A 26,073-nucleotide genomic window follows, 5' to 3' on the forward strand; every position below is an offset into this window, starting at 1 on the left:
GTCGGTGTGCCGTGGCCCCGCGAGATGCCACTTATGAGCAGGACACGCCGTAGAAGTCGCTCATAAGTGGCATCTCGCGGCCCGGCTCAGTTTTGAGGGAAACCGAGGTTGATGCCGCCGTGCGAGGGGTCCAGCCAGCGCGACGTGATCGCCTTCTGCTGCGTGAAGAAGCGCACGCCCTCCGCGCCGTGGGCCTTGGTGTCGCCGAAGAGCGACGACTTCCAGCCGCCGAAGGAGAACGTCGCCACGGGCACGGGGATCGGCACGTTGATGCCGATCATGCCAACCTCGACCTCGTTCTGGAAGCGGCGGGCCGCTCCGCCGTCGTTGGTGAAGATCGCGGTGCCGTTGCCGAAGGCGCCGTTGTTGATCAGCGCGACGCCCTCCTCGTACGACTGGACGCGGACGATGGACAGGACCGGTCCGAAGATCTCCTCGGTGTAGGCCTTCGAGGTGATCGGGACGTCGTCCAGCAGCGTCGGGCCGAGCCAGAAGCCGTTCTCGTCGCCGTCGACCTCGATGCCGCGGCCGTCGACGACGACCTTCGCGCCGTCCTCCTCCGCGATCGCGATGTAGGAGGCGACCTTGTCGCGGTGCGCTTCGGTGACCAGGGGGCCCATGTCGCAGCCACGACGACCGTCGCCGATCCGCAGGGTCGCGGCGCGCTCCTGGATCTTCGCGATCAGCTCGTCAGCGACGGGCTCGACCGCGACGACGACCGAGATCGCCATGCAGCGCTCCCCCGCCGAGCCGAAGCCCGCGTTGATCGCGGAGTCCGCGACGAGGTCGAGGTCGGCGTCCGGCAGCACCAGCATGTGGTTCTTCGCACCGCCCAGGGCCTGGACGCGCTTGCCGTTGCGGGTGCCGGTCTCGTAGACGTACTGCGCGATCGGGGTGGAGCCGACGAAGGAGATCGACTTGACGTCGGGGTGCTCGAGGAGGCCGTCGACCGCGACCTTGTCGCCGTTCAGGACCGTGAACACACCGTCGGGGAGGCCGGCCTCCTTCCAGAGGGCTCCGAGCCAGATCGCCGACGACGGGTCCTTCTCGGACGGCTTCACGACGACGGTGTTGCCGGCGGCGATGGCGATGGGGAAGAACCACATCGGCACCATCGCGGGGAAGTTGAAGGGGCTGATGATGCCGACGACGCCGAGCGGCTGCTTCACGGAGTAGACGTCGACGCCGGTGGAGACCTGCTCCGAGTACTCGCCCTTGAGGTGGTGCGCGAGGCCGGTCGCGAATTCGACGACCTCCTGGCCGCGGGTGATCTCGCCCATCGCATCGGAGAGGACCTTGCCGTGCTCGGAGGTGATGATCTCGGCCAGCTCGCCCTTCTTGGCCTCGAGCAGCTCGCGGAATTTGAACACGATCTGCTGGCGCTTCGCGAGCGAGGTGTCGCGCCAGGCGGGGAACGCGGCCTTGGCGGAGGCGACGGCTGCATCGATCTCGGCGGCGTCGGCCAGCGCGACCTCCTTGGTCGCGACGCCGAGCGCCGGGTCGTAGACCGGCGCGGTGCGACCGGACGACGAGGGCGACGCGGCCCCGTCGATCCAGTGGCCGACGGTGGACAGCGAGGTGGCGGGCGACTCGGCGATGCTCATGGGGTCGAGGGTAGGCGGGGAGCGAGCGGGGGCGGGGTGCGGATGTGTCCAGGCACCGGGAGGTCGGATGGACGGAGCGGCACGGCGGGGGGATCTCGATACGGCCGCTGCGCGGCCTACTCGATCAGCAGGGAAGGGGGCGGCGCGGCTTCCGTCGCCGGCGTGAAGCGCGCCAGGGCCGCCGTGATGTTGTCCTGGCCGCCGCGCTCGTTCGCCCAGGCGACGAGCGCCTCCGCCAGCGCGACCGGGTCGTCGGCGACGCGGGCGACGGCGTCGTGTAGCACGGCCGCGAGGTCGTCCGCGGGCGAGGCGTAGTTCCAGAGGCCGTCGGAGCAGACGAGCACCCAGCCGGGCTCGTCGAGCACTGTGGAGGCGAGGGTGGGCGACTCGTCGTGCGCGTCGGCCCCCAGCCACTTGGTGATCGCATGCGCGTCGGGCGCCGACTCGGCCTCGGCGCGGGGCACGCCCGAGGCGATCTGCTCCTGCGCCCAGGAGTCGTCGACGGTGAGCTGCCGCGCGGGGCCCGCGTCGGGGATCCAGTAGCTGCGGCTGTCGCCGACGTTGCCGGTGACCAGCAGCGCGCCGTCGAGGATCGCGGCGGTGAAGGTGCACGACGGCGGGTTGTCGCGCTTCTCGGGCACCGCGGCGTCGATCGCCCCGGAGGCGCGCGCGACCGCCATCTGCAGCAGCGCGCCCCAGCGCTCGGCGCCGTGCACCTCCCCGCCGACCTCGGACCGCAGCGCGCTCAGCGCGGCGCGGGCGGCGGCGAGCGAGGCGGTGTCGGAGTCGGGGGTCGAGGAGACGCCGTCGCAGACCACCAGAAGCGCCGTCCGCAGGCCGCCGTCCTCGCCGGCCGTCGCGCCGAGCGCCATCGCGTCCTCGTTGGCCGCGTGCCGGATCCCGCGGTCGCAGACGCCGCCGACCAGCGGGTGCGGCGCCTCCGCCCAGTGCTCGCGCTCGGTCGGCGCGCGCTGACCGCACTGCTCGCAGTAGCCGTCGTCGGCGATCACTCCCCCGCAGTGCAGGCAGGCCGTCGGGCCCTCCGAGCCGGCGGCGGGCGGGGCGGCCGCGGCGGCCGGGACGATCAGCGTCGTCCCGCAGGCCTCGCAGAAGGCGTCCCCGGTCGAGACCGGCTCGCCGCAGTTCGGGCAGGGCGTGGACAGCGCGGTGCCCACGTCGCTCTCCCCGCTCACGTCAGCGTCCAGCGGCGCACGGCGTTCGCCCGGTCGACGAGGCGCAGGCGCTCCTCCTTCTCGCGGGTGGCGGCCGCGAGCGAGCGGTAGGAGGTCTCGAGGCCGTCCCTGAGGGCGGGCTCGGTGGCGTCGATCCCGCCGATCGTCGCGCCCTCGGCGGGGCCGTCGCGGCGGACCAGCTCGAGCGCCGACTCCAGCACCCCCGTCGTCAGCTCGAGCCGGGTCCGCGAGTCGATCGCCACCGTGTCGACACTGGCGAGCGCGGCGGAGAGCGCCGGCAGTCCGCGGCCGGAGCCGGCCAGCAGCTCGGCGCGGCGGCGGCGGGCGTCGACGTAGGAGGAGCGGGTCGGCGTGACGATGTCGAGCGCGTCGAGCGCGCCGTCCAGGTCGGCCCGGTGCTGCCGCACCCGGGCGAGACCGAAGGCGGCCGGCGCGGTGTAGTTGGCGTCGGCACGCGCGCAGATCACGTAGAGCGACTCCGCCACCTCGGGCTCGCCGCTCGACTCGCAGGCCGCGGCGAGCGCGAGCTTCGGGGCGAGCTCGCCGGGCACCTGGCCGTAGACGGTGTTGAACGAGGCGCGGGCGCCGATGTCGTCGTGGCGGGCGAGCTGGGCCAGCCCGCTCATCCACACCGCGCGCCACTCCCACGGGTCCTCGGTGAGGATCTCCCCGGTCGCGCGGGCGACGTCCTCCCAGCGCTCGGCCTCGATCGCCGCGCGGGCGCGGGCGAGCCGCACCTCGACGGTGACGGTCGGCGCGAGCGCGAGCGCGCGCAGCCGCACGATCGGATCGGCGACGTTGACGCCCGCGAGCCAGGCGCGCGCCGGGTCGGACTCGTCGGTCTTGAGCCCGGGCAGCGCGTCCCAGGGCAGCGGACGGTCGACCACGTCGGCGACGGGCGCCTCGAACAGCGCCGACTCGGTCGAGTGCAGCGCGGGGTGCCCCGGCCCGCGGTCGGTCGCGACGACCTCGCGCAGCACGCCGAGCAGCTGCCCGCGCATCTCGTCGACGGTGGCGAAGCGGTCCTGCGGGTCGGGCGCGCAGGCCTTCGCGACCAGGCGGTAGAACGAGTCGTACTTCTGGAACAGCGGCGTCTCGGACACCGGCGGCAGCGAGGCGACGTAGGTGGTCTGGTTGCCGCGGAAGTCGAGGACGAGCGAGGCGATCGTCCGCCCGATCGTGTAGACGTCGGAGGCGATCGACGGCCCGAGCTCGGGCACCTCGGGCGCCTGGTAGCCGACGGTGCCGTAGATCGCCGACTCCTCGTCGTCGGCGCGGCGCACGCCGCCCAGGTCGATCAGCTTCACCTGGTCGCCGACCTGGATCATGTTGTCCGGCTTGAAGTCGCAGTAGAGCAGCCCGTGGTCGTGCAGGTAGGCGAAGGCGGGCATCACCTCGAGGACGAAGGCGAGCGCCTGGTCGACGGGCAGCGGATCCGCGGAGCCGCCGTTCGCGTCGCGGCGCTCCTGGAGGATCTGCTTGAGGCTCGGACCGCCGACGTACTCCATCACGATGTAGCCGGCGCCCTCGTGCAGGACGAAGTTGTAGATCTCGACGATCAGCGGGTGCTCGACCTCGGCGAGGTACTGCCGCTCCGTCACCGCCGCCGCATAGGCGTCGGGGTCGCCGGAGTTCAGCAGGCCCTTGAGCACGACCCAGCGACCGGAGACGTTGCGGTCGCGGGCGAGGTAGATCCAGCCGAGTCCGCCGTAGGCGAGGCAGCCGACCACCTCGTACTGCCCGCCGACGACGTCGCCCTTCGCGAGCTGCGGCGTGAAGCTGAACGGGGTGCGGCAGTTGGGGCAGAAGCCCTCGGTGCGGCCGGGCTTGCCGTCGCGGCCGCGGCCGACCGCGGTGCCGCAGTTGGAGCAGAAGCGCTTGCGCTCGGGGAGCACCGCCTCCTTCATCAGCGCGGCCATCGGGTCGGCGGCGGGGCGGGAGGGGACGGTCGTCAGCCCGGCGCCGAGCCGCGGTCCGCGCAGGCGGGTGGAGGTGGTGCCGACGCGGCGGGTGGTCTTCGAGCCGGTCTGCGCCGTGCGGGCCGAGCCGAGCGCGGCGGTGGCGAGGCGGGCGGAGGAGGTGCGGCCGCTGCGGGCGGTCGCCGCCTCCTCGGTGCTGGAGCCGACGGGGGCCTGCGCGTTCGGCGCGCCCTCGGCGAAGCCGGTGCCGAAGGCGGCGGAGGCGGTGGCGGGAGTGGGGCCGGACGCGGGAGCGGGGCGGCGCGCGGTGGGAGCCGACACCGCGACGGCCGGCGCCTCCGCCGGCAGCCCGCAGACGTTGCAGTAGCCGTCCTCGATCACGCCGGTGCAGCCCGGAGTCGAGGTGCAGGGGTCGCCGTTCATGAGCTGGCCTTCCGGTGGTGCGAGGGAGACGGGGCGGTGGGCAGGTCGCGAGTGACCACGTCGTACTGCTCGACCAGGTGTCGGGCGAGCGGCACCGAGCACGGGACCGCGTCGAGCGCGGCCCGGACCTCCGCGTCGGCCGCGGCGCCCACGGGCGACGCGGCCCGGCCGTTGGCGGCGGCGCGCTCGCGCAGGGCCCGCAGCCGGAAGCCGAGGGCGGCCCGCTCGCGCAGCGGCGACGTGTAGGCGGCCTCGACGGCGTCGAACGCCCGGCCGACGGCGGTGAGGCGGGCGAGATGCGCGTCGAGCGCCTCCCGGCCGGTCGGCGGCTCGCCGAGGCGCGAGACGTCGGGCACGGCGAGGCGAGGCGGATCCGCGATCTCGCGGCGACAGCGGGCGACGAGCTCGCGCAGCGGCGCCTCGCGCAGCTCCGCGGCGGCGGCCAGCTCGCGGGCGCGGACCCGGTCGTGCTCGAGTCCGCGGCGCTCGGAGGCGGCGATGATCAGATCGCGCTCCAGCCGGGCGGAGTCGCTCTCGAGCTGGCCGAGCGGCCCGGAGACGTCGGCGCCGCGGCCGGCCTTCTCGGCGAGGGCGTCCAGCCGCGAGCGGAGCACGGCGACGCGCTGGGCGGCGGCCTGGTCGACGGTGCCGCGCGCGTCGCGGGTGAGGTCGCGGCAGCGCTCGATCTCGGCGCGCACCCCGACGATCCGGCCGGCGACGTCGGTGCCGCTCGGGTCGAGCTCCAGGCGCGACTTCAGCTGGCCGATGACGGCGTCGCAGAGCCGGACGGCCTCGACCAGCGAGACGGCGGCGCTGCCGCCCGAGCCGGAGGAGTCGAGGCGCCCCCAGATCAGCTGCGACATCCGCTCGCGGGCCACGGTGTCCACGCGGCCGGAGTCCCAGACGACCTCGAGCTCGGCCAGTCGCCGGGTGACGGACTCGCGCAGCGACTGCGCGAGGACGACGTCGGCGGTGTAGCTGTCGGCCTGCGGCGAGGCGAGCGCGGCGGCGTCGAGCCGCGAGAGCTCGCGGGTCGTCCGCTCCAGCCAGCGGCCGAGCTGAGCGAGGTAGTCGAAGAGCGCACGCTGCGGGATCGCCTCGCCCAGGCGCCCCGGAGCGACGGGCGTCCCCTCCGAGACGCCCGCCCCCGAGACCCCCTGCGCGCTCGTCCCGGCCGCCATCAGCGCCCGTACACCGCGGCGGGCGGCGTCGCCGTGCCGAGATCGCCGAGCCAGCGCTGGTAGATGCTCTGCCAGCGGCCGTCCGCGCGGATGCTCTCGAGCGCCGCGTTCACGAAGCGCACGTAGTCGGTGTCGCCGGCCGGCATCCCCAGGCCGTAGGGCTCGGAGCTGAGCTGGTCGCCGATGACCTTGGCGTACGGGTCCTGCGCGACGAAGCCGGCGAGGATCGTGTCGTCGCCGGCGATGGCGTCGACGGAGCCCTCCTGGAACTGCGCGAGGCACTGGGTGTGCGTGTCGGCGGCGACCGCCTCGACGTCGGGGTAGTCGCTCTCGAGCCGGCTGAGCGTGGTGGTGCTCCGCGGTGCGCAGACGTTCTGCCCGGCCAGCTCGTCGATGCCGTCCGCGTCGTTGCTCTCCGAGACGAGCACCTTCAGCCCCGCGGCGTAGTACTCGGAGGAGAAGGCGATGCTGCTCCAGCGGTCGCAGGTCATCGTCAGCGTGCGGGCGACCAGGTCGACCTGCGGCGTCGCCGCGTCGCCGCTGAGGGCGGGCAGGCGCTGAGCCGAGGTGATCACGACGAACTCGATCGCGGTCGGGTCGCCGAAGATCGCGCCGGCGATCTCGCGGGCGATGTCGATGTCGAAGCCCTCGATCTCGCCGGTCAGCGGGTTGCGGGAGGACATCAGCAGGGTGTCGGCCGAGACGCCGACGCGGAGCTTCCCGTAGTCCCGGATCTGCGCGAGGCGGGGGCTGTCGGTGACGCCGGTGGGCGCGTAGGAGGTGGTCGCCGAGGGCGAGCACTCCGCGGTGGCGGGAGCGGCGGTCGACGGCGCCGACGCCGTGGGGGTCGGCGTGGTCGCCTCGGTGATGGTGCCGAGGTCGCTCGCGCCGCTGGTGCAGCCGGAGACGGCGAGCACGGTCGTGAGCAGGAGCGCGACGGCGCCCGTGCGCAGGGTGCTGAGGCGGGTCATCGGTACTCCTCCAGTCGCTGCGCGACGCCGCGCCAGGCGAGCAGGGCGCCCGCCAGGCCGGCGGCGAGCAGGATCCAGGAGGCGATCGAGGCGGTCGCGCTCCCGTCGTCGAGCTCGGTGCGGGTCGTGGTCGTGTCGTCGACGATCGCCAGGCGCGCGTCGTTCGCGAAAGTGGTGAACGCGCCGTTGGCGGTGCCGTCCCCGGTGGCGGTGGCGAGCTCCACCGCGTCGTCCCAGTTCCCGCCGTCGTCCTGCTCGCGGATCGCCGCGTGCAGATCGAGCCACGCGTTCAGCTCCGTCAGCAGCGCCCCGTCGACGATGCCGTCGTCGACCCCGGCCTGCAGCCGGTCCCCCGCGTCCTTCGCCGCCGCCTGGAACTCCGACTCGAGGGCCGCTCCCGAGCCGCGCTTGATCAGCGTGAAGCTCTCCAGCGACTTCGCGTCGCTCGCCGCGGTGAGCGCCTGCGAGACCACGAGCGTCGCCTGGTACGGCTCGGCGCGCACCGCCGCCGCACGCCCCGCGATCGAGCCGAGCACGAGCGCGCCGCCGATCCCGACCAGCAGCAGCAGCCCGGTGGCGGTGGCGAGCGGGCGGTTGAGGTAGCGGTGCGTCCGCCGCGCCAGCCAGACCTGCGCCGCGATCAGCAGGAGCAGCATCGCGAGCGAGCCGATCAGCAGCAGCACGCTGAAGCGCACGGTGTCGTAGGCGGCGGCGACGCGGTCCGCCCCGCGGGTGACCAGCCCGTTGAGATCCGTGAGGATCCCCTTCTCGGCGTCGGTCAGCTGCGACGAGGCCTGATCGAGGTACGCGGAGCCGACCGGGAAGCCCTGCCGGTTGTTGGCGCGGGCCTGCTCGATCAGTCCGCTGTAGGTGGTCAGCTTGGTGGCGACCTTCGCGAGGGTCTCGGCGTCGTCGGGCTGCGTCGCGGCGAGCTGGGCGATCCGCGAGGACGCGTCGGCGAGGTTGTCCACGTAGGTCTGGCGCTGCTCCGCGGGCTCGAGACCGCCGACCAGGAAGGTGTTCGCCGCGATCGCGTTGGCGTCGACGAGCAGGTTCCGCACGTCCTGCACGCCGATCAGCTGGGCGGCCTGCTCGCGGGCCTCCTGCGCGGCGCGCGCCTGCAGCGACGCGGCCTGCTGGCCGAAGACGCCGAACAGCACGGCGGCGAGCGCGGTGAGCACCAGCAGCAGGCGGAGGGTGCGCGGAGTGGTCGAGGTCGCGCGGGCGAGGAGCGTCGGCCGCCGAGCGGCCGGCGCAGCCTGAGCGGGTGCGGGCGGAGCCGGCGGCGCGGCAGTGGCGATGCTCATGCGATCTCCTCGGTCGATGCGTCGGTCTCGGGCTCCGCCACCGGGGACTCCGCGTCCGGCAGCTCCGCGTCCGGCAGCTCCGCCTCCACGACGTCCTCCGCCTCCAGGGTCCGCAGCTCGTCGAGCGTCGGCTCCTCGGTGTCGCGCAGGCGCCAGGCGTGGCGCGCGATGGCCGCGTCGAGCACGTTGCGCACCCAGCGTCCGTTGCCGAACGCCTCGGTGCGCTCCTGCGCGGCGGCGACGTCGGCGAAGGCGGCGACCGCCTCCTCCGTCGGGGTGAAGTCGGCGGCGGCGGCGAGGCGCGCGAAGATCGCGGACAGCTCCTCGTCGCTGTAGTCCGCGAAGTCGATGGTGGTGGAGAAGCGGCTCGCGAGCCCGGGGTTGGTGTCGAGGAAGCCCTGCATCGGCCCGGAGTAGCCCGCCACGATGACGACCAGGTCGCCGCGGTGGTCCTCCATGTCCTTGACCAGGGTGGTCACCGCCTCCGCGCCGTACTGGTCGAGCGCGAGCGCGTAGGCCTCGTCGATGAAGAGCACGCCGCCGCGGGCCGAGGCGATCACCTCGGCCGTCTTCATCGAGGTCTGACCGAGGTAGCCGGCCACCAGCTCGGAGCGGTCGACCTCGACGAGCACGCCCTTCGAGAGGATGCCGAGCGAGCGGTAGATGCGCGAGACGAGCCGCGCGACGGTGGTCTTGCCGGTGCCCGGATTGCCGGTGAAGACGAGGTGCCGGGTGAGCGTCGGCGTGGTGAGTCCCGCCGCCTGGCGCAGGGTGTCGATCCGGAGCAGTTGGGTCTGCCGCTTGATCTCGCTCTTCACCCGGTCGAGGCCGATCAGCGCGTCGAGCTCGGCGAGCAGGTCCTCGATCGCCTCGGGCGGCTCGACCGGTTCGGGCTCGGGCTCGGCGACGGGAGACGCGGGCGGCGCGGCGGCGGCCGGTCCCGGCTCGTCCTGCGGCCCGTCGTGCTCGGTCCGCCGCAGCCGAGCGAGGATCTCGTCGACCCCGGGGACTCCGGCGGGAAGATCGCGCGGAGCGGTGGGCGCCGAGGACCCGGCCGGCGAAGCCGCTGCTCCCCCCACCGCCCCCAGCTGCGCCGCCGCCGTCGCCGACGCCGCCGCGATCCCGCCGATCCCCGGCTCCCCGAGCGAACTCGCCGCGGACACGACCTCGGTCAGCGCCCGCGCGTACGCGCCGGCCTGCTCCGACCGCGCCGCGACCAGCCCGGCGAGCAGATCGGTCGGCGAGCTGCGCCAGCGCCGGGCGCTCGACGCCGCGGTGAAGAACGCCTCGAGTCCGCCGGTGGTCCCGGTCTCGGCGAGCCAGTCCTGGCCGGCCCCGGTGATCGACTCCGCGACCGCGGCCGCGAGCCGACCGCCCTCGGCGCGCACGGCGGCGCCGTCGAGGCCGGCCGCGGATCCGACCAGGACGAGCGCGTCGAGCGACGCCGGCAGCGTGCTCACGAGGCGCTCGGCGGGGTCAGCGAGCCGGGAGCGGTCGGGCTCGAGGACGCGGGCGGCGCGTCCAGCCCGCTCGACAGCGACGACTCCGTGAACTTCTCGGCGAGGAACTGCCCGTGCGCGATCAGCGCCGAGGCGTCCTGCCGCGAGACGGCGTCCGAGATCCGGTCGAGCGTGCCCCCGAGCAGGTCGAGCTGGTCGCAGAGGATCATCAGCGAGGTCTTCCCCTTGTAGACGGCGCGGCGGTCGGCGAAGTCGCGCGGCAGGCGAAGGTAGCCCTCGACCGCCTCGGGCAGGTAGCTGGTGGCCGTCGCGACGACGGTGTGGCCCTGGCGGCTCATCCCGCCGAGGCGGTCCAGGCGCGGCACCATCTCGCGCACGGTCTCGTCGACCCGGCGGATGCGTGCCGCGACGATCGCGGGGACCTTGCCCGCGGTCTCCGCGGCGACCCGGTCGAGCGCCGCGAGGATGTCGTCGCTGGACGGCACGCGCGGGAGTGCGGGCGCGGTCTCCTCCGGCACCGGGTCGGTGCCGCCGAACAGGCGGGAGAGCCAGCCCATCGGCTAGCGGCCGAGATCGAGCGAGGAGGCCGCGTCGATGTCGGAGTTGCTGCGCCGGGCCCGCTCGACGTACTCGCCGGCCTTCGCGGTCTCGACCTGGAGGACGCCGACGGTCTGCGCCATGCTGTCGAGCGCCTTGATCTTGAAGTCCGAGATCGAGTCCATGGTCTGGTAGATGTTCGCGAACGCCGCCTGCAGCTGCGGGAGCCCGACCGTCGCCGACGCCGCCTGCGACTGGATGCTCGCGGACTGTTCGGCGAGCATCCGCGAGGTCGCCTCGATCATGTTCGAGGTCGTGGTGTTGAGCGCGGTGATCTGGTCGAGCACGAGCCGCTGGTTGGCGAGCGCCTGCGCGACGATGACCGCCGTGCGCAGCGCCGACACGGTCGTCGTGGTCGCGCGGTCGACGCCCTTGATCAGCTCGACGTTGTTCTTGATCACCACGTCGATCGCCAGGTAGCCCTGGATCGAGACGGCCAGCTGGGTCAGCAGGTCCTGGTGCTTCTGGCGGGCGTAGAAGAGGACGTCCTCGCGCAGCGCGCGGGCGCGGTCCGGGTCGGTCGCGTCGAGCTCGGCGATCTTCGCGGACAGCTTCACGTCGAGGCGCTCGGCGACGTAGATGTACTCGTTGAGACGCGTCATCGTGTCCCAGAGGTTCTGCTTCTCCAGGTTGAGCGCCGCGTTGTCCTTCCGCAGCTCGTCCTGGCCGTCGTAGAGCGCCTGGATGATCGCGTTGAGGTGCGACTGCGCGCTCTCGTAGCGGCGGAAGTAGTCCGTGATCTTGTTGCCGAACGGGATGAAGCCGAGGATCTTCTTCTGGATGTTGTCCTCGGAGGGGTCGAGGTCCTCGACGGTCCGGCGCAGCTCCAGCAGTGTCTTGCCGATGTTCGAGCCCTCGGAGAGCCCGCCCTCCTGCAGCGCCCGGACGGGCGTCTTCAGCAGGCGGTTCGAGGAGTCGGCGGCCGAGCGGATGTCGGCGTCGCCCATCGTGCGGATGTCGTTGGCCTTCGCCGCGAACTCGGGGCTGCGCGCCTCCGCGGACATCAGCGACGCGAGGTAGCCGTCGACCTTCGCCTCGAGGCCGGGCAGCGCCTGCTCGGGCACCTTCGGCGCGATCGACGGCGCCGAGGTGGTCGCGACGGCGGCGACGGGCTCGGGCGGCGTGAGCGAGAGGGCGTTCTGGGGCGGCTGCAGGGCCTCGGTCATCGGGGGATCCTCACCGTAACGGGCGCGCACCGGGACCGGCGCTCGGCGCCGACTGGACGAACGTGGCCCCAGCATATCGCCGGGGAGTGAGCGCTCCCTCAGACTCCCGCGGGCCGCCTCCGGAGCGTGGCGACCGCGACTCCGCCCAGCGCGATCGCGCCGCCGATCAGCGCCGCGGCCGGCGGAGTCTCGCCCAGGAGCAGCCAGGACAGCAGCACCACGACGGCCGGGACTGCGTAGGTGGTGGCGGCCGTGCGGCCGGCGCTGGAGCGCGAGAGGACGTAGCCCCAGGTGGTGAAGGCGACGGCCGTCGGGAAGACGCCGAGGTAGACGACGGCGGCGATCGAGGAGGCGGGAGCGGCCTGGAGGGAGGCGAGCAGCTCTGGGGCGAACGGCAGGCAGGCGACGGTCGCCGCCAGGCAGCCGATCCAGGTCATCGTCATCGCGTCGACGTGCCCGAGCAGGCGCTTCTGCAGCGTCGCGGCACCGCCGTAGAGGACCGCCGCGGCGAGGCCGAGGACGACGCCGATCACGTCGAACTGCCCCGAGGAGGTGGAGAAGGCGATCACCGCGACTCCGGCGAGCGCCACCGCCATGCCGCCGAGCAGTCGCCGCGGGAAGCCCTCGCCGAGCAGGAGGCCCGCGAGGACCGCGGTGATCATCGGCGCGATGTTGACCAGGAGCGCCGCGGTGCCGGCGTCGACGTGCCGCTCGGCCGCGTTGAGCGCGAGGTTGTAGAGGCCGAACCAGGCGACGCCCCAGACGATCACGAGCAGGAGGATCCGGCCGCGCGGCACCCGGCTGCGCGCGGGCCGCTCGCCGTGGCGGCGTGCCGTGAGCACGAGGCGCACCACCGTCAGCGCGATCGAGCCGATGACGATCCGGCCGAGGGTGAGGGCGCCCGGGCCGAAGTCGTCCGCGGCGAAGCGGATCCCGACGAAGGCCGAGGCCCAGAGCAGCACCGTCACCGCGATCGCGGACCAGAGCAGGGCCGCGTCGCGGCGGCTCGGGGCGGCGGTGGTGCGGGAGGGCGCGGTGCTGGTCATGGACTCATCGTGGCGGGGCGGCGGGCGTCAGCACCAGTCCACGGTTCTCCCGGATCGTGCAGTGCGGCTTCATGATCGCTAGGGTCGGCGCATGCTCGACGTCCAGCGCCTTCGCGTCCTCCGCGCCGTCGTCGCGGCCGGCTCGATCGTCGGCGCCGCGTCGTCGCTCGGCTACACGCCCTCGGCGATCAGTCAGCACCTCGCCGCGCTGCAGCGCGAGACCGGGCTGACCCTGCTCGAGCGGGTCGGTCGCGGGGTCCGGCCGACCGCCGCGGGCCGCACCCTCGCCGAGCAGGCCGACCGGGTGCTGGAGCGGCTCGGCGAGGCGGAGGCGGTCGTCGCCGACCTGCGCGCGGGCCGGGCCGGGCGACTCTCGATGACCTACTTCGCCTCGGTCGGCAGCGCCTGGATGCCCGAGGTGGCGCGGCGGCTGATCGCCGGCTTCCCGCAGCTGGCGCTCGATCTGCGCCTGGGCGAGGAGGTGGCGGAGGACCCGGCGGAGCGGCCGGACGTGCAGTTGCTGGTCGCGGAGCCGGGTGGGTCGGCGGACTCCCCCGGCTTCACGGCGCACCATCTGATCGACGACCCGTATCTCGCCGTGCTGAGCCGGTCGCACCCGCTCGCCGGGCGCGCCGAGATCGAGCTGGCCGAGATCGCGGGCGACCGGTGGATCGACAACGACCTGCCGACCGGCTGGTGCCGCCGGACCCTCGTGGACGCCTGCGCGGCGGCGGGGTTCACGCCGCGCTTCCACGTGCAGGCGAACGATCACGTGACGGCGGTCGCGTTCGTCGCCGCGGGGATGGGACTGACGGTGCTGCCGGCGCTGGCCGCCCAGCCCCTCCCGGCCGGGCTCGTGGCGGTGCCACTGGTGCGGCCGCGCCCGCTGCGGTCGATCCACGCGGTGGTGCGCGGGTCGGTGGCGTCGTCGGCGCCGGTGCAGGTCGCCGTCTCGGCGCTGGTGGAGCTCGCGGGAGCCGGCTCCGGGCGGTGAATCGCGCCGCGGAGGCCGCGGGGCACGCCGATACTGCGCTGCACCGGCCGGTTCGCAGCAGCGGGGAGCACGATGGCGGCGTGACCTCCGTCGAATCCGTGACCCGCTCCGCGCCCGCGCTCGGCGGGCCGCGCATCCTCCGCCAGCGCTGGACCGAGGCCGCCTTCCTGCACTGGCGGGTCGACCCGGCGCTGGTCGCGCCGCACCTGCCGCCCGGAGTGCGTCCGGACGAGCACGACGGCGCCTCCTGGGTGGGCCTCATCCCGTTCCGGCTGTCGCGGACGGCGTTCCTCGGCGGGCCGCGCGTGCCGTGGCTGGGGACCTTCCCCGAGGTGAACGTGCGGCTCTACTCGATCGACCGGCACGGGCGCCGCGGAGTCGTCTTCGTCTCGCTCGAGGCCTCGCACCTACTGCCCGTGCTGACCGCCCAGGCCGTCTTCGGCCTGCCGTACCGCTGGGCGCGGATGGGGATCGAGCACCGCCACGGCGCCGTCATCTACACGACCGAGCGGATCGGCGATCCCGCCGCGCGCTCGCGGATCGTGGTGCGACCGACCCCCGGCACCGACGCGTCCGAGGACCCGCTCGCCGGCTTCCTGACCTCGCGCTGGGCCTACCACGAGCGCCACCTGGGCTCGACCTGGTACGGCCGCAACCTGCACCGGCCGTGGCCGCTGCAGCGCGCGGAGCTGCTCGCCCTCGACGACGGGCTGCTCGAGGTCGCGGGCTTCCCGGGGCTGGCGTCGCGTGCGCCGGACTCGGTGCTGTACTCCCCGGGCGTCGAGACGGTGTTCACGGTGCCGCGGCGGGTGTGACATTCACGGTCCCCAAAAGGGGGTGGCGATTCGCACGATCATCGGTGAGCATTCACCGGGACAGAGCCTTTCCGCCTCGATGAGGAGACCCGTGGAATTCACCGAACGACTGATCGCCCTTGCGACGAAGGTCACCCAGCAGCGCGACATCATCCAGACCGAGGAGGCGACGAAGAACGCCTTCGTCATGCCCTTCATCTCGACGATCCTCGGCTACGACGTCTTCAATCCCCTCGAGGTCGTCCCGGAGTTCATCGCCGATGTCGGCGTGAAGAAGGGCGAGAAGATCGACTATGCGATCGTCCACAACGGGGACGTGCAGATGCTCGTCGAGTGCAAGAAGTCGAGTGAGCCGCTGAAGATCGAGCACGCCTCGCAGCTCTTCCGATACTTCGCGGTGACCAACGCCCGTATCGCGATCCTCACCAATGGTGAGCAGTACCACTTCTACACCGACCTCGACGCTCCGAACCGGATGGACGCCAAGCCCTTCCTGGTGCTCGACCTCACCGACATCGACGAGACACTGATCCCCGAGCTGGTGAAGCTGACCAAGGAGGTCTTCGACCTCGACTCGATCATCAGCGCGGCCGGCGAGCTGAAGTACATCGGACAGCTGAAGCGCGAGCTGGCGGCTCAGTTCGCCTCTCCCACGGACGAGTGGGTCAAGTTCTTCACGACTCGCGTCTACGAGGGCGGTGCTTACACGCAGAAGGTGCGGGAGCAGTTCACGGCCCTGGTGACGAAGGCCTCGAAGCAGTTCCTCAACGAGCAGGTCAATGAACGACTGAAGACAGCACTCGGAGCTCCGAACTTCCCGCGGACGGAGATGATCGCCGCCGAGCAGGCGGTCACGAGTCAGGCCGTGGTCGAGGAGGAGCTCGAGGATCAGAGCGACATCGAGACCACGCTCGAGGAGCTCGAGGGCTATCAGATCGTGAAGGCGATCGCCTGCAGCGAGGTCAAGGTGAGCAGAATCGCCTCGCGCGACGCGAAGTCGTACTTCGCGATCATCATCGACGACAACAACCGCAAGCCCGTGGCCCGGTTGCACTTCAACCGGAAGCAGAAGTACCTCGGAACCTTCGATCAGGAGAAGAACGAGACGCGTCACGCGATCTCGACGCTGGACGAGATATACGAGTACGCGAACACGATCCGGGAGACGGTGCGCGTGTATGCCTAGAGTCCGCCAGAGCTGAGGTGATGGCTCCTCCACAGGGACGACTTCGGCGAGTTCTCTGACGATCCGTCGGAGGAGGCGACCGCGCGTCGGTGGTCTCTGGAACCATTCCCGTATGGTTCAGAACGAGGACGGGGAGCGACCCCGCGAGGGGCGCGGGGGCGCGGATGCTGTGCTCGCCTCCGCGGTCGAGGCGGTGTGCGCGGCCGATCCGCTTCGGGCGCGAGCGGAGGCGCAGCGTGCCGAGCTGGTCGAGCGCGCCCGGCTCGCGGCGGCGGCCTCGTACGAGGTGCTGGTCGATCCGCTGGTGCGCAGCCGCGCGGAACGGCGGGAGGCGGCGCTGCGGGCGCTCGTCGCCGAACTCGCCACCGCGCTGCGGATGTCGGAAGCGCACGTCTCCGGGCTGATCGAGGAGAGCAGGCTGCTCGTCAACGAGCTCCCGCAGACCCTCGCCGCGCTCCGTGAGGGGCGGATCTCGCCCGAGCACGCGCGGGTGATCCTCCGTGCGGCCGTCGAGCTGCCGCCCGAGGTGCGCGGTCGCCTCGACGAGGAGGCCGCCGTGGTCGCGGCCGACCGCACTCCCCCGCAGCTGCAGCGCCGCCTCCGGACTCTGCGGGAGCGACTGCATCCCGAGTCGACGACCGAGCGCCACCGCCGCTGCGCCGCGCGGCGCGCGGTCTGGCTCGACGGCGGGAGCGACGGCATGGCCACCCTGCTCCTGCACCTTCCCGCTCCCCAGGCGCAGGGCGCCTTCGACCGCATCGACCGCGCGGCGCGCTCCCTGCGCGAGCTGCCCGGCGAGAAGCGGACGATCGGGCAGCTGCGGGCGGACGTCGGAGCGGCGCTCCTGATCGACGGCGAGACCGATTGCGCGGAGCGGCGCTCGACCGGTACCGCCGTCCCCGTCGGGATCCGTCCGCGGGTCGCGGTCACCGTCCCCGTTCTCACGCTCCTCGGCCGCTCCGACGAGCCCGGCACCCTCGACGGCTACGGGCCGATCGACCCCGAGACCGCCCGCCGCCTCGCGGCCGATGCGCCCTCCTTCACGCGGATCCTCACCCATCCGGAGACCGGCGCGGTGCTCTCCGTGGGACGCACCTCGTACCGGGTGCCCGCCGATCTGCGGCGCCACCTGCTGCACCGCGATGAGACCTGCCGCTTCCCCGGCTGCACCCGCGCGGCCTCCGCGAGCGACGTCGACCACGGCGTCGAGTGGCAGCACGGCGGCCGCACCGACGCCGACAACCTCGCCCACCTCTGCCGCCACCACCATCGGCTCCGGCACACCAGCACCTGGCAGGTCGAGCACCGGCCCGCCGGAATCCTGCACTGGACGAGCCCGACCGGCAGGCGGCACGTCACCCACCCCGCGCGCACGGGGCCGCCGAGAGGCCGCGCGGCACCGGGCAGAGAAGCGGACGCCGTGAAGGACGAGCCACCGCCGTCCTGAGGTCACGAGGTGGCGGTGCGAGGATCGGAGTTGGGACGTGTTCAGCGAGAGAACGGGAGCGGGAGCCACCGATGATCGATTCTTCGCCACGCCTGATCGAGGTCGTCCGCGAGGGCTGGGAGCTGGACTGCTGCGGCGCGCCGTTCGCGGTCGGGGACCAGGTCGCCTGGTCGCTGCTGGGCTACCCGGCTCGGGCGGGTCGCCCCGAGCAGTACGGCGAGGAGCACCACGACACGTCGCCGAACGCACGGCCGGTTGCAGGAACAGTGCGTGGGATTGTCGGCGAGACGGTGCTCGGCAGCATCCCGGCGATCGGCGAGGGCGGCGTCCTCGTCCCCGACCCCTCCCGACGGAGGCTGCAGCGACTCGCGTCCTGGGACCGCTCCACCGGCGGCGCGACCCTCCGCGTCGCCCTCGAGATCGACGCGGACGCCGAGCTCCCGCCGCCGTGGGAGCCACCGGAGTCCACCCCCGACACTCGGACGGCGGACCCGGAGGTCGTCGCCGCTCTGCACGCGCTGCTCGTCCGCCTCCACAACGCGTGGCGCGGCCGGATCGGCATCCGGTCCGCCGACCGCGGCAGGAAGGCGAGCATCGTCCCGGCCACCGCCGGCGCGGGAAGCCTGCACTGGGCGCTCGGGCCCGAGCACCTCGTCGTGAACCTCGGCTACGACCGCGTGATCCTGCCCGGCGATCTCGAGGGCGTCGCCCGGCTCGAGGTCATCGCCGACGAGGTCGCCCGCGGCGTCGCCCGTCAGGACCCGCCGATCACGAGTCAAGGGGTCCTGCTGATGCCCGCGCGCAGGCGTAGGGTTCCCACTTCGGCCTGGTGAGAACCGGCTCCCGCACTCGGCTCACGCATCCAGCTCCCGCATCCAGCAGAGGACGAACCACATGCCCACGACACCGACCGCCGTGCTCTTCGACATCGACGGCACGCTCGCCGACACCAACTTCCTGCACGTGGAGGCGTGGTCGCGCGCCTTCTGGCAGGCGGACCTCGACGTCGCGACCTGGCGGATCCAGCGGGCGATCGGCGCCGACTCCTCGGAGCTGCTCGACCTGCTCCTCGAGGACGACGTCGACGACGACGCGCGCACCCTGGTGAAGGGCCTGCACGCGAAGAACTACGCCGAGGCGTCCGCCCGGATCGCGCTCCTGCCCGGAGCGCGCGAGCTGATCCGAGCGCTCGCCGGGCGGGGCGTCCGCATCGTGCTGGCGACGTCCGCGCCGCAGAACGAGCTGGAGATCCTGCTCGACGTCCTCGACCTCGGCGACGCGGTGCACGCGGTGACGAGCGGAGAGGACGTCGAGACCGCGAAGCCGTCGCCCGATGTGATCAGCATCGCGCTCGAGCGCGCCGGCGTCTCGACCGATCGCGCGATCATGATCGGCGACGCGACCTGGGACGTCCTCGCCGCCGAGCGGGCCGGCCTCGCGACGGTCGCGGTGCAGTCCGGCGGCACCGGCGAGCACGAGCTGCGCGAGGCCGGCGCCGTCGCGGTCTACGAGGACGCCGCGGCGATCCTCGCGGATCTCGAGGGCGGACCGCTGGCGAGCCTCCTGCGCTGACCCCGGGAGGAGAGCAGGAGGCCCGCCCCCGCGGTCAGCTCTGCGGGCGCCTCCGCAGCACGAGCAGCGTGATGCCGATCGCCGCGACGACGGCCACGAGCGCGCCGCCGATCCACAGCACGTCGCCCAGCAGCGCCGGGTCCGACCCGGTCGCCGCCTCCGCCTCGTCGGCGGACGGCGCCGTGGCGTCGGACACCGCGACGGTGCCGTTGCAGTCGGGGACCGACTCCGAGCCCTCGGCGAGGGCGACGTCCGCTCCCGGCTGCCAGTCGAAGCCGTACTGCCCGGAGACGGGATGCCCGTCGGTCGAGACGACCTGCCAGGTCACCTCGTAGGCTCCGGCCGCGCCCAGCTCGAGCGGCATCGACGCCTCCGGTCCGACGACGCTGACGCAGCCGTCGCCGTAGTAGAGGCCGTCCGGCCCGACGACGCGCAGGGCCGCGGCCGCTCCGTCGTTGCCGAGGACCAGCAGGTCGTCATTGGTCGTCAGCGCGAGGGTCCCGGGCTGCTCGGTCACCGTCGAGTCGACGGCGGGCGTCGTCGAGACGAGGTAGTTGTGCGCGCTGGCGGGCGCCGCCACCGCGACCGAGCCGAGGAGCCCGAGCGCGGCGGCGGCGAGGACGAGGCGTCCGCCCTTCCGGTGAGCGAGCGTCACGCGGACGCCTTCGGGCTGCGGCGACGCGAGGCGAGACCGAAGGCGACGCCGACGGCACCCAGCACGAGTCCGCCGACGCCGAGGACGCGCGCGAGCACATCGTCGCTCTGGCCGGCGGCCGTGGTGGCGGAGGCGGTCGTCGCGACCGCCTCGTCACCGTCGCCGTCGTCGTCGTGGTGGCCGGAGCCCTCCATCGCGGCGGTCACGGCGACGGTCGGCGCGGGCAGCTCCGGCTCGTCCTCGCCCTCGACGGTGGGCTGGTCCCAGGCGGTCGAGCCGGTCTCGCAGCTCTGCAGCACCGGGAACTCGAGGGTCGAGCCGGCCGCGTCCTCCGGCAGCTGCAGCTGCAGCGAGACGGTGTCGCGGTAGCCGTCGGCGAGGGCGGTCTTCGCGGTGTAGACGACGTCGGAGACGCGCTGGGTCGCGGTGTTGCCGTGCGAGTCGGTCACCGGGTCGGCGATCTCGACCTCGTTCTTCACGACGTCCCAGTTGGGGTTCACGGTCGGGCTGACCGAGTTGATGCCCTCGGGGATGGTGATGCTGAGCCCGGTCGTCGGCGAGCCCTCGCAGCCGTGGGCGAGCGAGAAGGTGACGACCGTGTACGAGCCGGCGGCCGTGCTCGACGCCGCGGCGGTGACGTGCGCGCTCGCGGCCGTCGGAGCGGCCAGCGCGAGGGCGACGGAGCCCGCGGCGACGAGCGCGCCGCCGCCGACGAGGCGGACGCGGGAGGAGAACGCGGAGGCAGAGGAGGAGGAGGTGCGGGTGGTGGTCATGATCGTGAGGAGTCCTAGCTGGAGTCGGCGCAGCCGCAAGAGGGCGGCACCGAGAAGGGTGAGGGCGCAGCGCGGGATCGCGGTGCGCGCGGGCTCACCGGCGGACACGGCCCACTCGAGAGGGCAGGACGTCAGACGGCGAGCAGGGTGCGCGCGGGCGGGCCGCGGTGCCGCAGGACCCGCAGGACCGCGTCGAGGGCGCGAGGCGCGCTCGGCTCGACGGCGCCGAGGACGGCCACCGAGGCGCCGAGCGGCGCCAGCAGGGCGGACGCCCGCGCGACCAGGCGCACGACGACGCGCAGCACGGCGGTGCCGAGGGTCCAGAAGACGCGCTCGCCGTGGCGGAGCGCCGCGACGGTGACGACGGCGGCCACCAGGTGCGAGAGGAGCATCAGCGGGGTGTGCGCGGCGTGACCCGACGCCCCCGCGATCAGCTCGACGGTGCCGCCGCCGTGGAAGTGGCCGCCGGCGGTGGCGCCCACGACGCTGACGTCGCCGCCACCGCCGGTCACCAGGAAGAGGGAGTGGTAGGCCAGCTGGCTGAGCAGCACCGCGACCGCGAGGCGCGCGAGCGAGAGCGTGCGACCGGCGAGCAGGACGCAGACGACGGCCGCGAAGGCGGTGGCGAGCGCGAGGATCGCCGGAGCGGGGGCCTCGGCGCCGGCGAGGGTGTGCGAGGCGGCGGCGGTCGCGGTCGCGGCGACGGCGGCGACGACTCCGCGTGCCGTCCGTGCCCTGCGCGTCTGCACCTGCTCGACTCCTGGTCTCTCGTGTCGCTGGTCTCTCGTGCCGCACAGCGTGCGCGGACCGACATCAAGGGTAATCGCCCTGCCTCCGCCGTTATGAACCCGTGACCCGATTGCTCCGATCGATTCCAAACCCCCTCGGGGAGGGCTCCGAAGACTGTTCAACGGCCGCGAAACGGTCCACACACAGCCAGGTCCTCCGCATCCCGTGGGGGCCGTATCACGAAGGAGCATCCCCATGCGATCCACCAAGCGCACCACCCTCGCCGCGTTCGCCCTGCTCGGCACCGCCGCCCTCGGCCTCACCGCCTGCTCGTCCGGCGCCGGCACCACCGACGCCGCCAGCGACACCGCTTCCGAGATGTCGACCCCGATGATGACCGAGTCCGCCACCCCCATGGCGACCATGGACCCGGCCGCCAACCTCGTCGGCTCCGGCTGCGCCGCGTACGCCGAGCAGGTCCCGGACGGCGCCGGCTCGGTCGGCGGAATGGCCCTCGACCCGGTGGCCACCGCCGCGTCGAACAACCCGCTGCTCACCACCCTGACCGCTGCGGTCTCGGGTCAGCTCAACCCCGACGTCAACCTCGTCGACACGCTGAACAGCGCCGAGTTCACCGTCTTCGCCCCCGTCGACGACGCGTTCGCCAAGCTCGACGCCGCGACGCTCGAGACGCTGAAGACCCCCGAGGGAGCGGCCACGCTCTCCTCGATCCTGACCTACCACGTCGTCCCCGGCCAGATCGCCCCTGACGACATCGACGGCACCCACGCCACCGTCCAGGGCGGCGACGTCACGGTCACCGGTTCCGGCGACAACATCATGGTCAACGACTCGAAGGTCATCTGCGGCGGCGTCCAGACCGCCAACGCGACCGTGTACCTCATCGACACCGTTCTGACCCCCCCGGCCTCCTGAGCCGGCGCGATCCTCGGATCGCACCCATGATACGCCGAAGGGCGGGCACCCACCGGGTGTCCGCCCTTCGGCGTTCCTGCGAGCAGGAGGAGAGCAGCTACTCGCCGGTGCTGATCTCGGCCAGCACCCGGTCGCCCGGGTACGCCTGGATCATGTCGGCGCGGATCTCGGCGCGCTCGAGCAGCTCCTCCATGCGGTGACGGCGGTTGCGCGTGATCAGCGTGACGACCGTGCCCTTCTTGCCCGCGCGGCCGGTGCGGCCGGAGCGGTGCAGGTAGGTCTTGTACTCGTCGGGGGCGTCGGCCTGGATGACCAGGTCGATGTCGTCGACGTGGATGCCGCGCGCGGCGACGTCGGTCGCGACGAGGACGTCGACCCGGCCGCTGGTCAGCAGCGCGAGGTTGCGCGTGCGGCGGGACTGGTTGAGGTCGCCGTGCAGGCTGGTCGCCGGGATGTCGGCGTGCTCGAGCTGCTCGGCGAGCTGCTCCGCGAACGCGCGGGTGCGGGCGAAGATCAGCGTCTTGCCGGCGCGCGCCGCGAGCTCCTCGATGATCGCGCCCTTGTCGCGGTGCTCGATCAGCAGGACGCGGTGGTCGATGCTCGAGGACGCCTGGTCCTCGCCCGCGACCTCGTGCACGCTCGGCTCGACGAGGAACTCGTCGACGAGCGTCGCGACGCCCTTGTCCAGGGTGGCCGAGAACAGCAGGCGCTGGCCGCCGCGCTTGGTCTGGCGGAGGATGCGCTGCACCGGCTCGAGGAAGCCGAGGTCGCACATGTGGTCGGCCTCGTCGAGGACGGTCACCGTGATGGTCGAGAGGTCGAGGCGACCCTGCTCGATCAGGTCCTCGAGGCGGCCGGGCGTGGCGATGATGATGTCCACGCCGCGCTGGAGGGCGCCGACCTGCTTGTACTGCGGCACGCCGCCGAAGATCGTCGCGGTGAACAGGCCCACGGAGCGGGCGATCGGCTGGATGGTGCGGTCGATCTGCATCGCCAGCTCGCGGGTCGGCGCGAGGATGAGGGCACGCGGGGCGCGGCCGGGCTTGCGGCCCTTGGCTCCGTCGTTCTCCATCAGGCGCTCGACGACGGGGGCGCCGAACGCGATCGTCTTGCCGGAGCCCGTCTTGCCGCGGCCGAGGACGTCCTTGCCGGCGAGGACCTCGGGGATCGTCGCGGCCTGGATCGGGAACGGCGAGGCCGCGCCCATCTGGGTCAGCTGGCGGACGATGTTCGCGCCGAGACCGAGGTCGCCGAAGCTGACGCCCTCGACGTCGACGGCGAGCGTGGCGGTCGCCTCGAGGCGCTCGAGCACGACGTCGTCGGCCTGGTGCGAGGCGCGGCCGTCGCGCTTGGGGTAGAAGTCCGAGCCGGAGTCGCGGCGCGGGCCGCGGTCGTTCCGGTCGTAGCCGCCGCGGGCGGGGCGCTCGGTGCCGCGGTCGAAGCCGCGCGCCGGGCGCTCGGTGCGGTCGGAGCTGCGGGCCGGGCGGTCGGAGCGGTCGAAGCTGCGGGCGGGACGGGCGTCGCGGTCGTTCGTGCGGGCCGGGCGGGCGTCGCGGTCGAGCGAGCGGGCCGGGCGGTCCGTGCGGTCGAACGAGCGGGCCGGGCGGTCCGTGCGGTCGAAGCTGCGCGCGGGGCGGTCGCTCCGGTCATAGGAACGCGCCGGACGGTCGTCCCGGTCGTTCGAGCGGGCCGGACGCGCGTCGCGGTCGTAGCTGCGGGCCGGACGGTCGTCGCGGTCGAACGAGCGCGCAGGACGCGCGTCACGGTCGAAGCTGCGCGCCGGGCGGTCGGAGCCGCGGTCGTACGAGCGGGCCGGACGGTCGTCGCGGTCGTTCGAGCGCGCGGGGCGGTCGGTCCGGTCGTACGAGCGGGCCGGACGGTCGTCGCGGTCGTAGCTTCGGCCCGGGCGGGACTCGCCGCGGTCGCTTCCGCGGTTCTCTCCCCGCTCGGTCAGCTTGGCAGCGCGCTCCTCGGCGTTCCAGCGCGCCTTCTTGGGCGCGTTCTCGTCGACGGGGCGGTAGCCGCGGTGGCCCTCGCTGCGGGAGCCGGACTTCGGCGCGGCGAAGCGCGGGCGGCCGCCGAGCTGGGACTTGCCGCTCGAGGCGCCGAAGCGGTTGGGCTCGAAGTTCTTGGCGGGGCGTCCGCCGGCGGGCTTCTTGTTCTTGGGCATGGCTGCTTCCTGGGTTCAGGTCTTGCGCGAGCAGGCACACGCCGATCGATCACCCTCGTGGGGTGCGAACGGACAGGGCGCTGCGGGAACCCGGGTGAGTCGCTGCTCTGAGACGCTGACCGGGGCCGATTCACACATGTGATTCATCTCGCGACGACTGTCGGAGATCCGGCCCGCTTGACTGACAAACCCATCCGCGCGGCGACGCACGGAGTCAAGAGCCGACCCAGGGAGTTTACACGCGACCCCGGGCGCTGGCTAGGGCACCGGCAGCCCGCCCCTCAGCTCGACGCCCGGCGCGCCCGGTAGGCCGCGACGTTCGCGCGGTTGCCGCAGTTGCCGGTGTCGCAGTAGCGCTTCGAGCGGTTGCGGGAGAAGTCGACGAGCACCGCCGCGCAGTCGTCCGCCGCGCAGATCCGGATGCGGTCGCGCTCGTCGCCGCGGATCACGTCGACGAAGCCCATCGCCGCCTCCACCACGATGCGGGTGGCCAGCGGGCTCTCGTCGCGGGTCGCGTGCAGGTGCCAGCCGAAGATCCCGTGCCGCACCAGCTGCGGGAGGGCCCGGCCGTCCTCGAGCATCCCGTTGACGACGGCGACCAGGTCCTCCTCGGCGCGACTGCGCCAGAGCGAGCGGAGCGGCGCGCGCACCGAGCGCACCGCCTCCAGCTCGGCGGTCGAGCCGTCGCGGCTGCCGGTGTAGCGGTTGTCCAGCAGGAACTCGTCGAGCTGCTCGATCGACGCCATCTCGTCCTCGCCGGACGGGGACAGCTCGGGGAGGGTGTTGACCAGGACGGCCGTCGAGGTGAGGGCCGCTTCCACGTCATAGGCGAAGACCATGTTGACTCCTGACACGTTCGCTCAGTACTGTCACGAGCATAACGACTTTGACTCCTGAAAGAGGCTGACGTGACTCCCACTGCGCCACCGCGGCAGCTCGGCTCCGGCCTGCTCCTGGCCCTCGCCGCCGCCGCCGCGTTCGGCCTGGGCGGGCCCTTCGTGAAGCCGCTGCTCGAGGCGGGCTGGAGTCCCTCCGCCGCCGTGCTCTGGCGGGCCGGCGGTGCGGCGCTGATCCTCGCGATCCCGGCCGCGCTGTCGCTGCGAGGCCGCTGGCACGTGCTCCGCCGCAACCTCGGCACGGTCGGCCTCTACGGCGTCTTCGCCGTGATCGCCGCGCAGCTCTGCTTCTACAGCGCGATCGAGCACATGTCGGTCGGCGTCGCGCTCCTGATCGAGTACCTCGCTCCCGTGTTCCTCGTCCTCTTCGCCTGGGCGCGCACCCGCCGGCACCCCGGTCGCTTCACGCTCGCCGGCTCGGCGCTGGCGCTGGCCGGCCTGGTGCTGGTGCTCGACCTCTCGGGCGAATCGACTCCCGAGCTCGTCGGCGTCGCCTGGGCGCTGACCGCGTCGCTCGGCCTCTGCGTCTACTACGTGATCGCCGGCCGGATCGATCCGGAGCTGCCGCCGATCGCGCTCACCGCGGGCGCGATGACGGTCGGCGCGGGGCTCCTGCTCGTGCTCGGCGTCACCGGGCTCGTCCCGCTGCGGGCCACCTTCGGCGACGTCGTCTTCGTCGGGAACGACGTGCCGTGGTTCCTGCCCGCGGCGGTCATCCTCGGCATGTCCACGGTGCTCGCCTACCTGCTCGGGATCGAGGGCGGCTCGCGGCTCGGCACCCGGATCGCCTCCTTCGTCGGGCTGACCGAGGTGCTGTTCTCGATCGTCGCCGCCTGGGCCCTGCTCGGCGAGCTGCCGGCGCCGATCCAGTTCGGCGGCGGGGCGCTGATCCTGATCGGCGTGGTGCTCGTCCGGCTGCAGGCGGAGGCGCCGAATGCCGTCGCACCGGACCCGCTGGAGTCGGACGAACGGCCGCCGGTGCCGCTGTCCACCCCCTGATCGCGGGGTCGCTCTAGGCGGGCGCCGCCTCGTC

At 73.2% G+C, this 26,073-nt stretch carries 23 protein-coding genes; 8 read left to right on the forward strand and 15 right to left on the reverse strand.

Going from position 1 to position 26,073, the window contains the following annotated elements:
* Positions 1 to 86: 86 nt before the first annotated feature.
* The 10 genes from EDF35_RS02845 to EDF35_RS02890 form a co-directional block, all read right to left on the reverse strand.
* Positions 87 to 1,604 (reverse strand): CoA-acylating methylmalonate-semialdehyde dehydrogenase, encoded by a 1,518-nt coding sequence (locus tag EDF35_RS02845; RefSeq protein ID WP_123701909.1) that lies wholly within the window; start codon positions 1,602 to 1,604, stop codon positions 87 to 89.
* A gap of 116 nt (positions 1,605 to 1,720) precedes the next feature.
* Positions 1,721 to 2,797: a PP2C family serine/threonine-protein phosphatase gene (locus EDF35_RS02850; protein ID WP_243839822.1), complete on the reverse strand. Its 1,077-nt coding sequence runs from the start codon at positions 2,795 to 2,797 to the stop codon at positions 1,721 to 1,723.
* A complete protein-coding gene (locus EDF35_RS02855; RefSeq protein WP_133960665.1) occupies positions 2,794 to 5,139 on the reverse strand; it encodes a serine/threonine-protein kinase in 2,346 nt (781 codons plus the stop codon). Before EDF35_RS02855 ends, EDF35_RS02850 begins: the two co-directional genes overlap by 4 nt.
* Positions 5,136 to 6,320, reverse strand: a complete 1,185-nt coding sequence (locus EDF35_RS02860) for a hypothetical protein (protein WP_133960666.1) — start codon at positions 6,318 to 6,320, stop codon at positions 5,136 to 5,138. The genes EDF35_RS02855 and EDF35_RS02860 overlap by 4 nt, the downstream gene beginning before the upstream one ends.
* Positions 6,320 to 7,291 carry a glutamate ABC transporter substrate-binding protein gene (locus EDF35_RS02865; protein WP_133960667.1) on the reverse strand — a complete coding sequence of 324 codons (972 nt, stop codon included), beginning with the start codon at positions 7,289 to 7,291 and terminating at the stop codon, positions 6,320 to 6,322. The genes EDF35_RS02860 and EDF35_RS02865 overlap by 1 nt, the downstream gene beginning before the upstream one ends.
* A complete protein-coding gene (locus EDF35_RS02870; protein ID WP_133960668.1) occupies positions 7,288 to 8,598 on the reverse strand; it encodes a hypothetical protein in 1,311 nt (436 codons plus the stop codon). Before EDF35_RS02870 ends, EDF35_RS02865 begins: the two co-directional genes overlap by 4 nt.
* The gene (locus tag EDF35_RS02875) at positions 8,595 to 10,058 is read right to left on the reverse strand and encodes an AAA family ATPase (RefSeq protein ID WP_133960669.1); all 1,464 of its coding nucleotides are present in this window, start codon (positions 10,056 to 10,058) and stop codon (positions 8,595 to 8,597) included. The genes EDF35_RS02870 and EDF35_RS02875 overlap by 4 nt, the downstream gene beginning before the upstream one ends.
* Positions 10,055 to 10,615 carry a hypothetical protein gene (locus tag EDF35_RS02880; protein ID WP_243839823.1) on the reverse strand — a complete coding sequence of 187 codons (561 nt, stop codon included), beginning with the start codon at positions 10,613 to 10,615 and terminating at the stop codon, positions 10,055 to 10,057. The genes EDF35_RS02875 and EDF35_RS02880 overlap by 4 nt, the downstream gene beginning before the upstream one ends.
* 3 nt (positions 10,616 to 10,618) lie before the next feature.
* Positions 10,619 to 11,821: a toxic anion resistance protein gene (locus EDF35_RS02885; protein WP_123701898.1), complete on the reverse strand. Its 1,203-nt coding sequence runs from the start codon at positions 11,819 to 11,821 to the stop codon at positions 10,619 to 10,621.
* A 98-nt stretch (positions 11,822 to 11,919) separates the two neighbouring features.
* Positions 11,920 to 12,867: a DMT family transporter gene (locus EDF35_RS02890; RefSeq protein ID WP_133960670.1), complete on the reverse strand. Its 948-nt coding sequence runs from the start codon at positions 12,865 to 12,867 to the stop codon at positions 11,920 to 11,922.
* A 91-nt stretch (positions 12,868 to 12,958) separates the two neighbouring features.
* Here EDF35_RS02890 and EDF35_RS02895 point away from each other — a divergent pair, with 91 nt between their 5' ends.
* The 6 genes from EDF35_RS02895 (at position 12,959) to EDF35_RS02920 (ending at position 18,881) form a co-directional block, all read left to right on the forward strand.
* Positions 12,959 to 13,861, forward strand: a complete 903-nt coding sequence (locus tag EDF35_RS02895; protein ID WP_133960671.1) for a LysR family transcriptional regulator — start codon at positions 12,959 to 12,961, stop codon at positions 13,859 to 13,861.
* A gap of 80 nt (positions 13,862 to 13,941) precedes the next feature.
* The gene (locus tag EDF35_RS02900) at positions 13,942 to 14,676 is read left to right on the forward strand and encodes a DUF2071 domain-containing protein (RefSeq protein ID WP_208323001.1); all 735 of its coding nucleotides are present in this window, start codon (positions 13,942 to 13,944) and stop codon (positions 14,674 to 14,676) included.
* Positions 14,677 to 14,767: 91 nt separating this feature from the next.
* Positions 14,768 to 15,862, forward strand: coding sequence for a type I restriction endonuclease (locus tag EDF35_RS02905; protein ID WP_123733426.1), 1,095 nt, complete (start codon positions 14,768 to 14,770; stop codon positions 15,860 to 15,862).
* Positions 15,863 to 15,974: 112 nt separating this feature from the next.
* Entirely contained in the window at positions 15,975 to 17,309 is a 1,335-nt protein-coding gene (locus tag EDF35_RS02910; protein WP_133960672.1) for an HNH endonuclease signature motif containing protein, read from the forward strand.
* Positions 17,310 to 17,380: 71 nt separating this feature from the next.
* Entirely contained in the window at positions 17,381 to 18,142 is a 762-nt protein-coding gene (locus tag EDF35_RS02915) for a DUF6578 domain-containing protein (RefSeq protein WP_123701890.1), read from the forward strand.
* A 61-nt stretch (positions 18,143 to 18,203) separates the two neighbouring features.
* On the forward strand, positions 18,204 to 18,881 hold the full coding sequence (locus tag EDF35_RS02920) for an HAD family hydrolase (RefSeq protein WP_127885832.1): 678 nt from the start codon (positions 18,204 to 18,206) through the stop codon (positions 18,879 to 18,881).
* Between the two features lie 34 nt (positions 18,882 to 18,915).
* Here the strand turns inward: EDF35_RS02920 and EDF35_RS02925 are convergent, their stop codons facing one another.
* From EDF35_RS02925 to EDF35_RS02935, 3 genes are all read right to left on the reverse strand, one after another.
* Complete coding sequence (locus tag EDF35_RS02925; protein ID WP_133960673.1) at positions 18,916 to 19,536, reverse strand: copper resistance CopC family protein; 621 nt, start codon at positions 19,534 to 19,536, stop codon at positions 18,916 to 18,918.
* Positions 19,533 to 20,309, reverse strand: a complete 777-nt coding sequence (locus EDF35_RS02930) for a YcnI family protein (protein ID WP_133960674.1) — start codon at positions 20,307 to 20,309, stop codon at positions 19,533 to 19,535. Before EDF35_RS02930 ends, EDF35_RS02925 begins: the two co-directional genes overlap by 4 nt.
* 131 nt (positions 20,310 to 20,440) lie before the next feature.
* Positions 20,441 to 21,058 carry a hypothetical protein gene (locus tag EDF35_RS02935; protein WP_133960675.1) on the reverse strand — a complete coding sequence of 206 codons (618 nt, stop codon included), beginning with the start codon at positions 21,056 to 21,058 and terminating at the stop codon, positions 20,441 to 20,443.
* Positions 21,059 to 21,293: 235 nt separating this feature from the next.
* Here EDF35_RS02935 and EDF35_RS02940 point away from each other — a divergent pair, with 235 nt between their 5' ends.
* On the forward strand, positions 21,294 to 21,974 hold the full coding sequence (locus tag EDF35_RS02940) for a fasciclin domain-containing protein (RefSeq protein WP_123701880.1): 681 nt from the start codon (positions 21,294 to 21,296) through the stop codon (positions 21,972 to 21,974).
* A 97-nt stretch (positions 21,975 to 22,071) separates the two neighbouring features.
* On the opposite strand, the gene EDF35_RS02945 is transcribed toward EDF35_RS02940, so the two are convergent.
* Together EDF35_RS02945 and EDF35_RS02950 are read right to left on the reverse strand one after the other, a co-directional pair.
* Positions 22,072 to 24,144, reverse strand: a complete 2,073-nt coding sequence (locus EDF35_RS02945; RefSeq protein ID WP_133960676.1) for a DEAD/DEAH box helicase — start codon at positions 24,142 to 24,144, stop codon at positions 22,072 to 22,074.
* Between the two features lie 281 nt (positions 24,145 to 24,425).
* Positions 24,426 to 24,983: a CGNR zinc finger domain-containing protein gene (locus tag EDF35_RS02950; protein ID WP_133960677.1), complete on the reverse strand. Its 558-nt coding sequence runs from the start codon at positions 24,981 to 24,983 to the stop codon at positions 24,426 to 24,428.
* Positions 24,984 to 25,052: 69 nt separating this feature from the next.
* Between EDF35_RS02950 and EDF35_RS02955 the strand changes: the two genes are divergently transcribed.
* Entirely contained in the window at positions 25,053 to 26,039 is a 987-nt protein-coding gene (locus EDF35_RS02955) for a DMT family transporter (RefSeq protein ID WP_166673986.1), read from the forward strand.
* Positions 26,040 to 26,073: the final 34 nt, after the last annotated feature.

The organism is Rathayibacter sp. PhB151, from assembly GCF_004366415.1.
GTDB classification, from domain to species: Bacteria; Actinomycetota; Actinomycetes; order Actinomycetales; family Microbacteriaceae; genus Rathayibacter; species Rathayibacter festucae.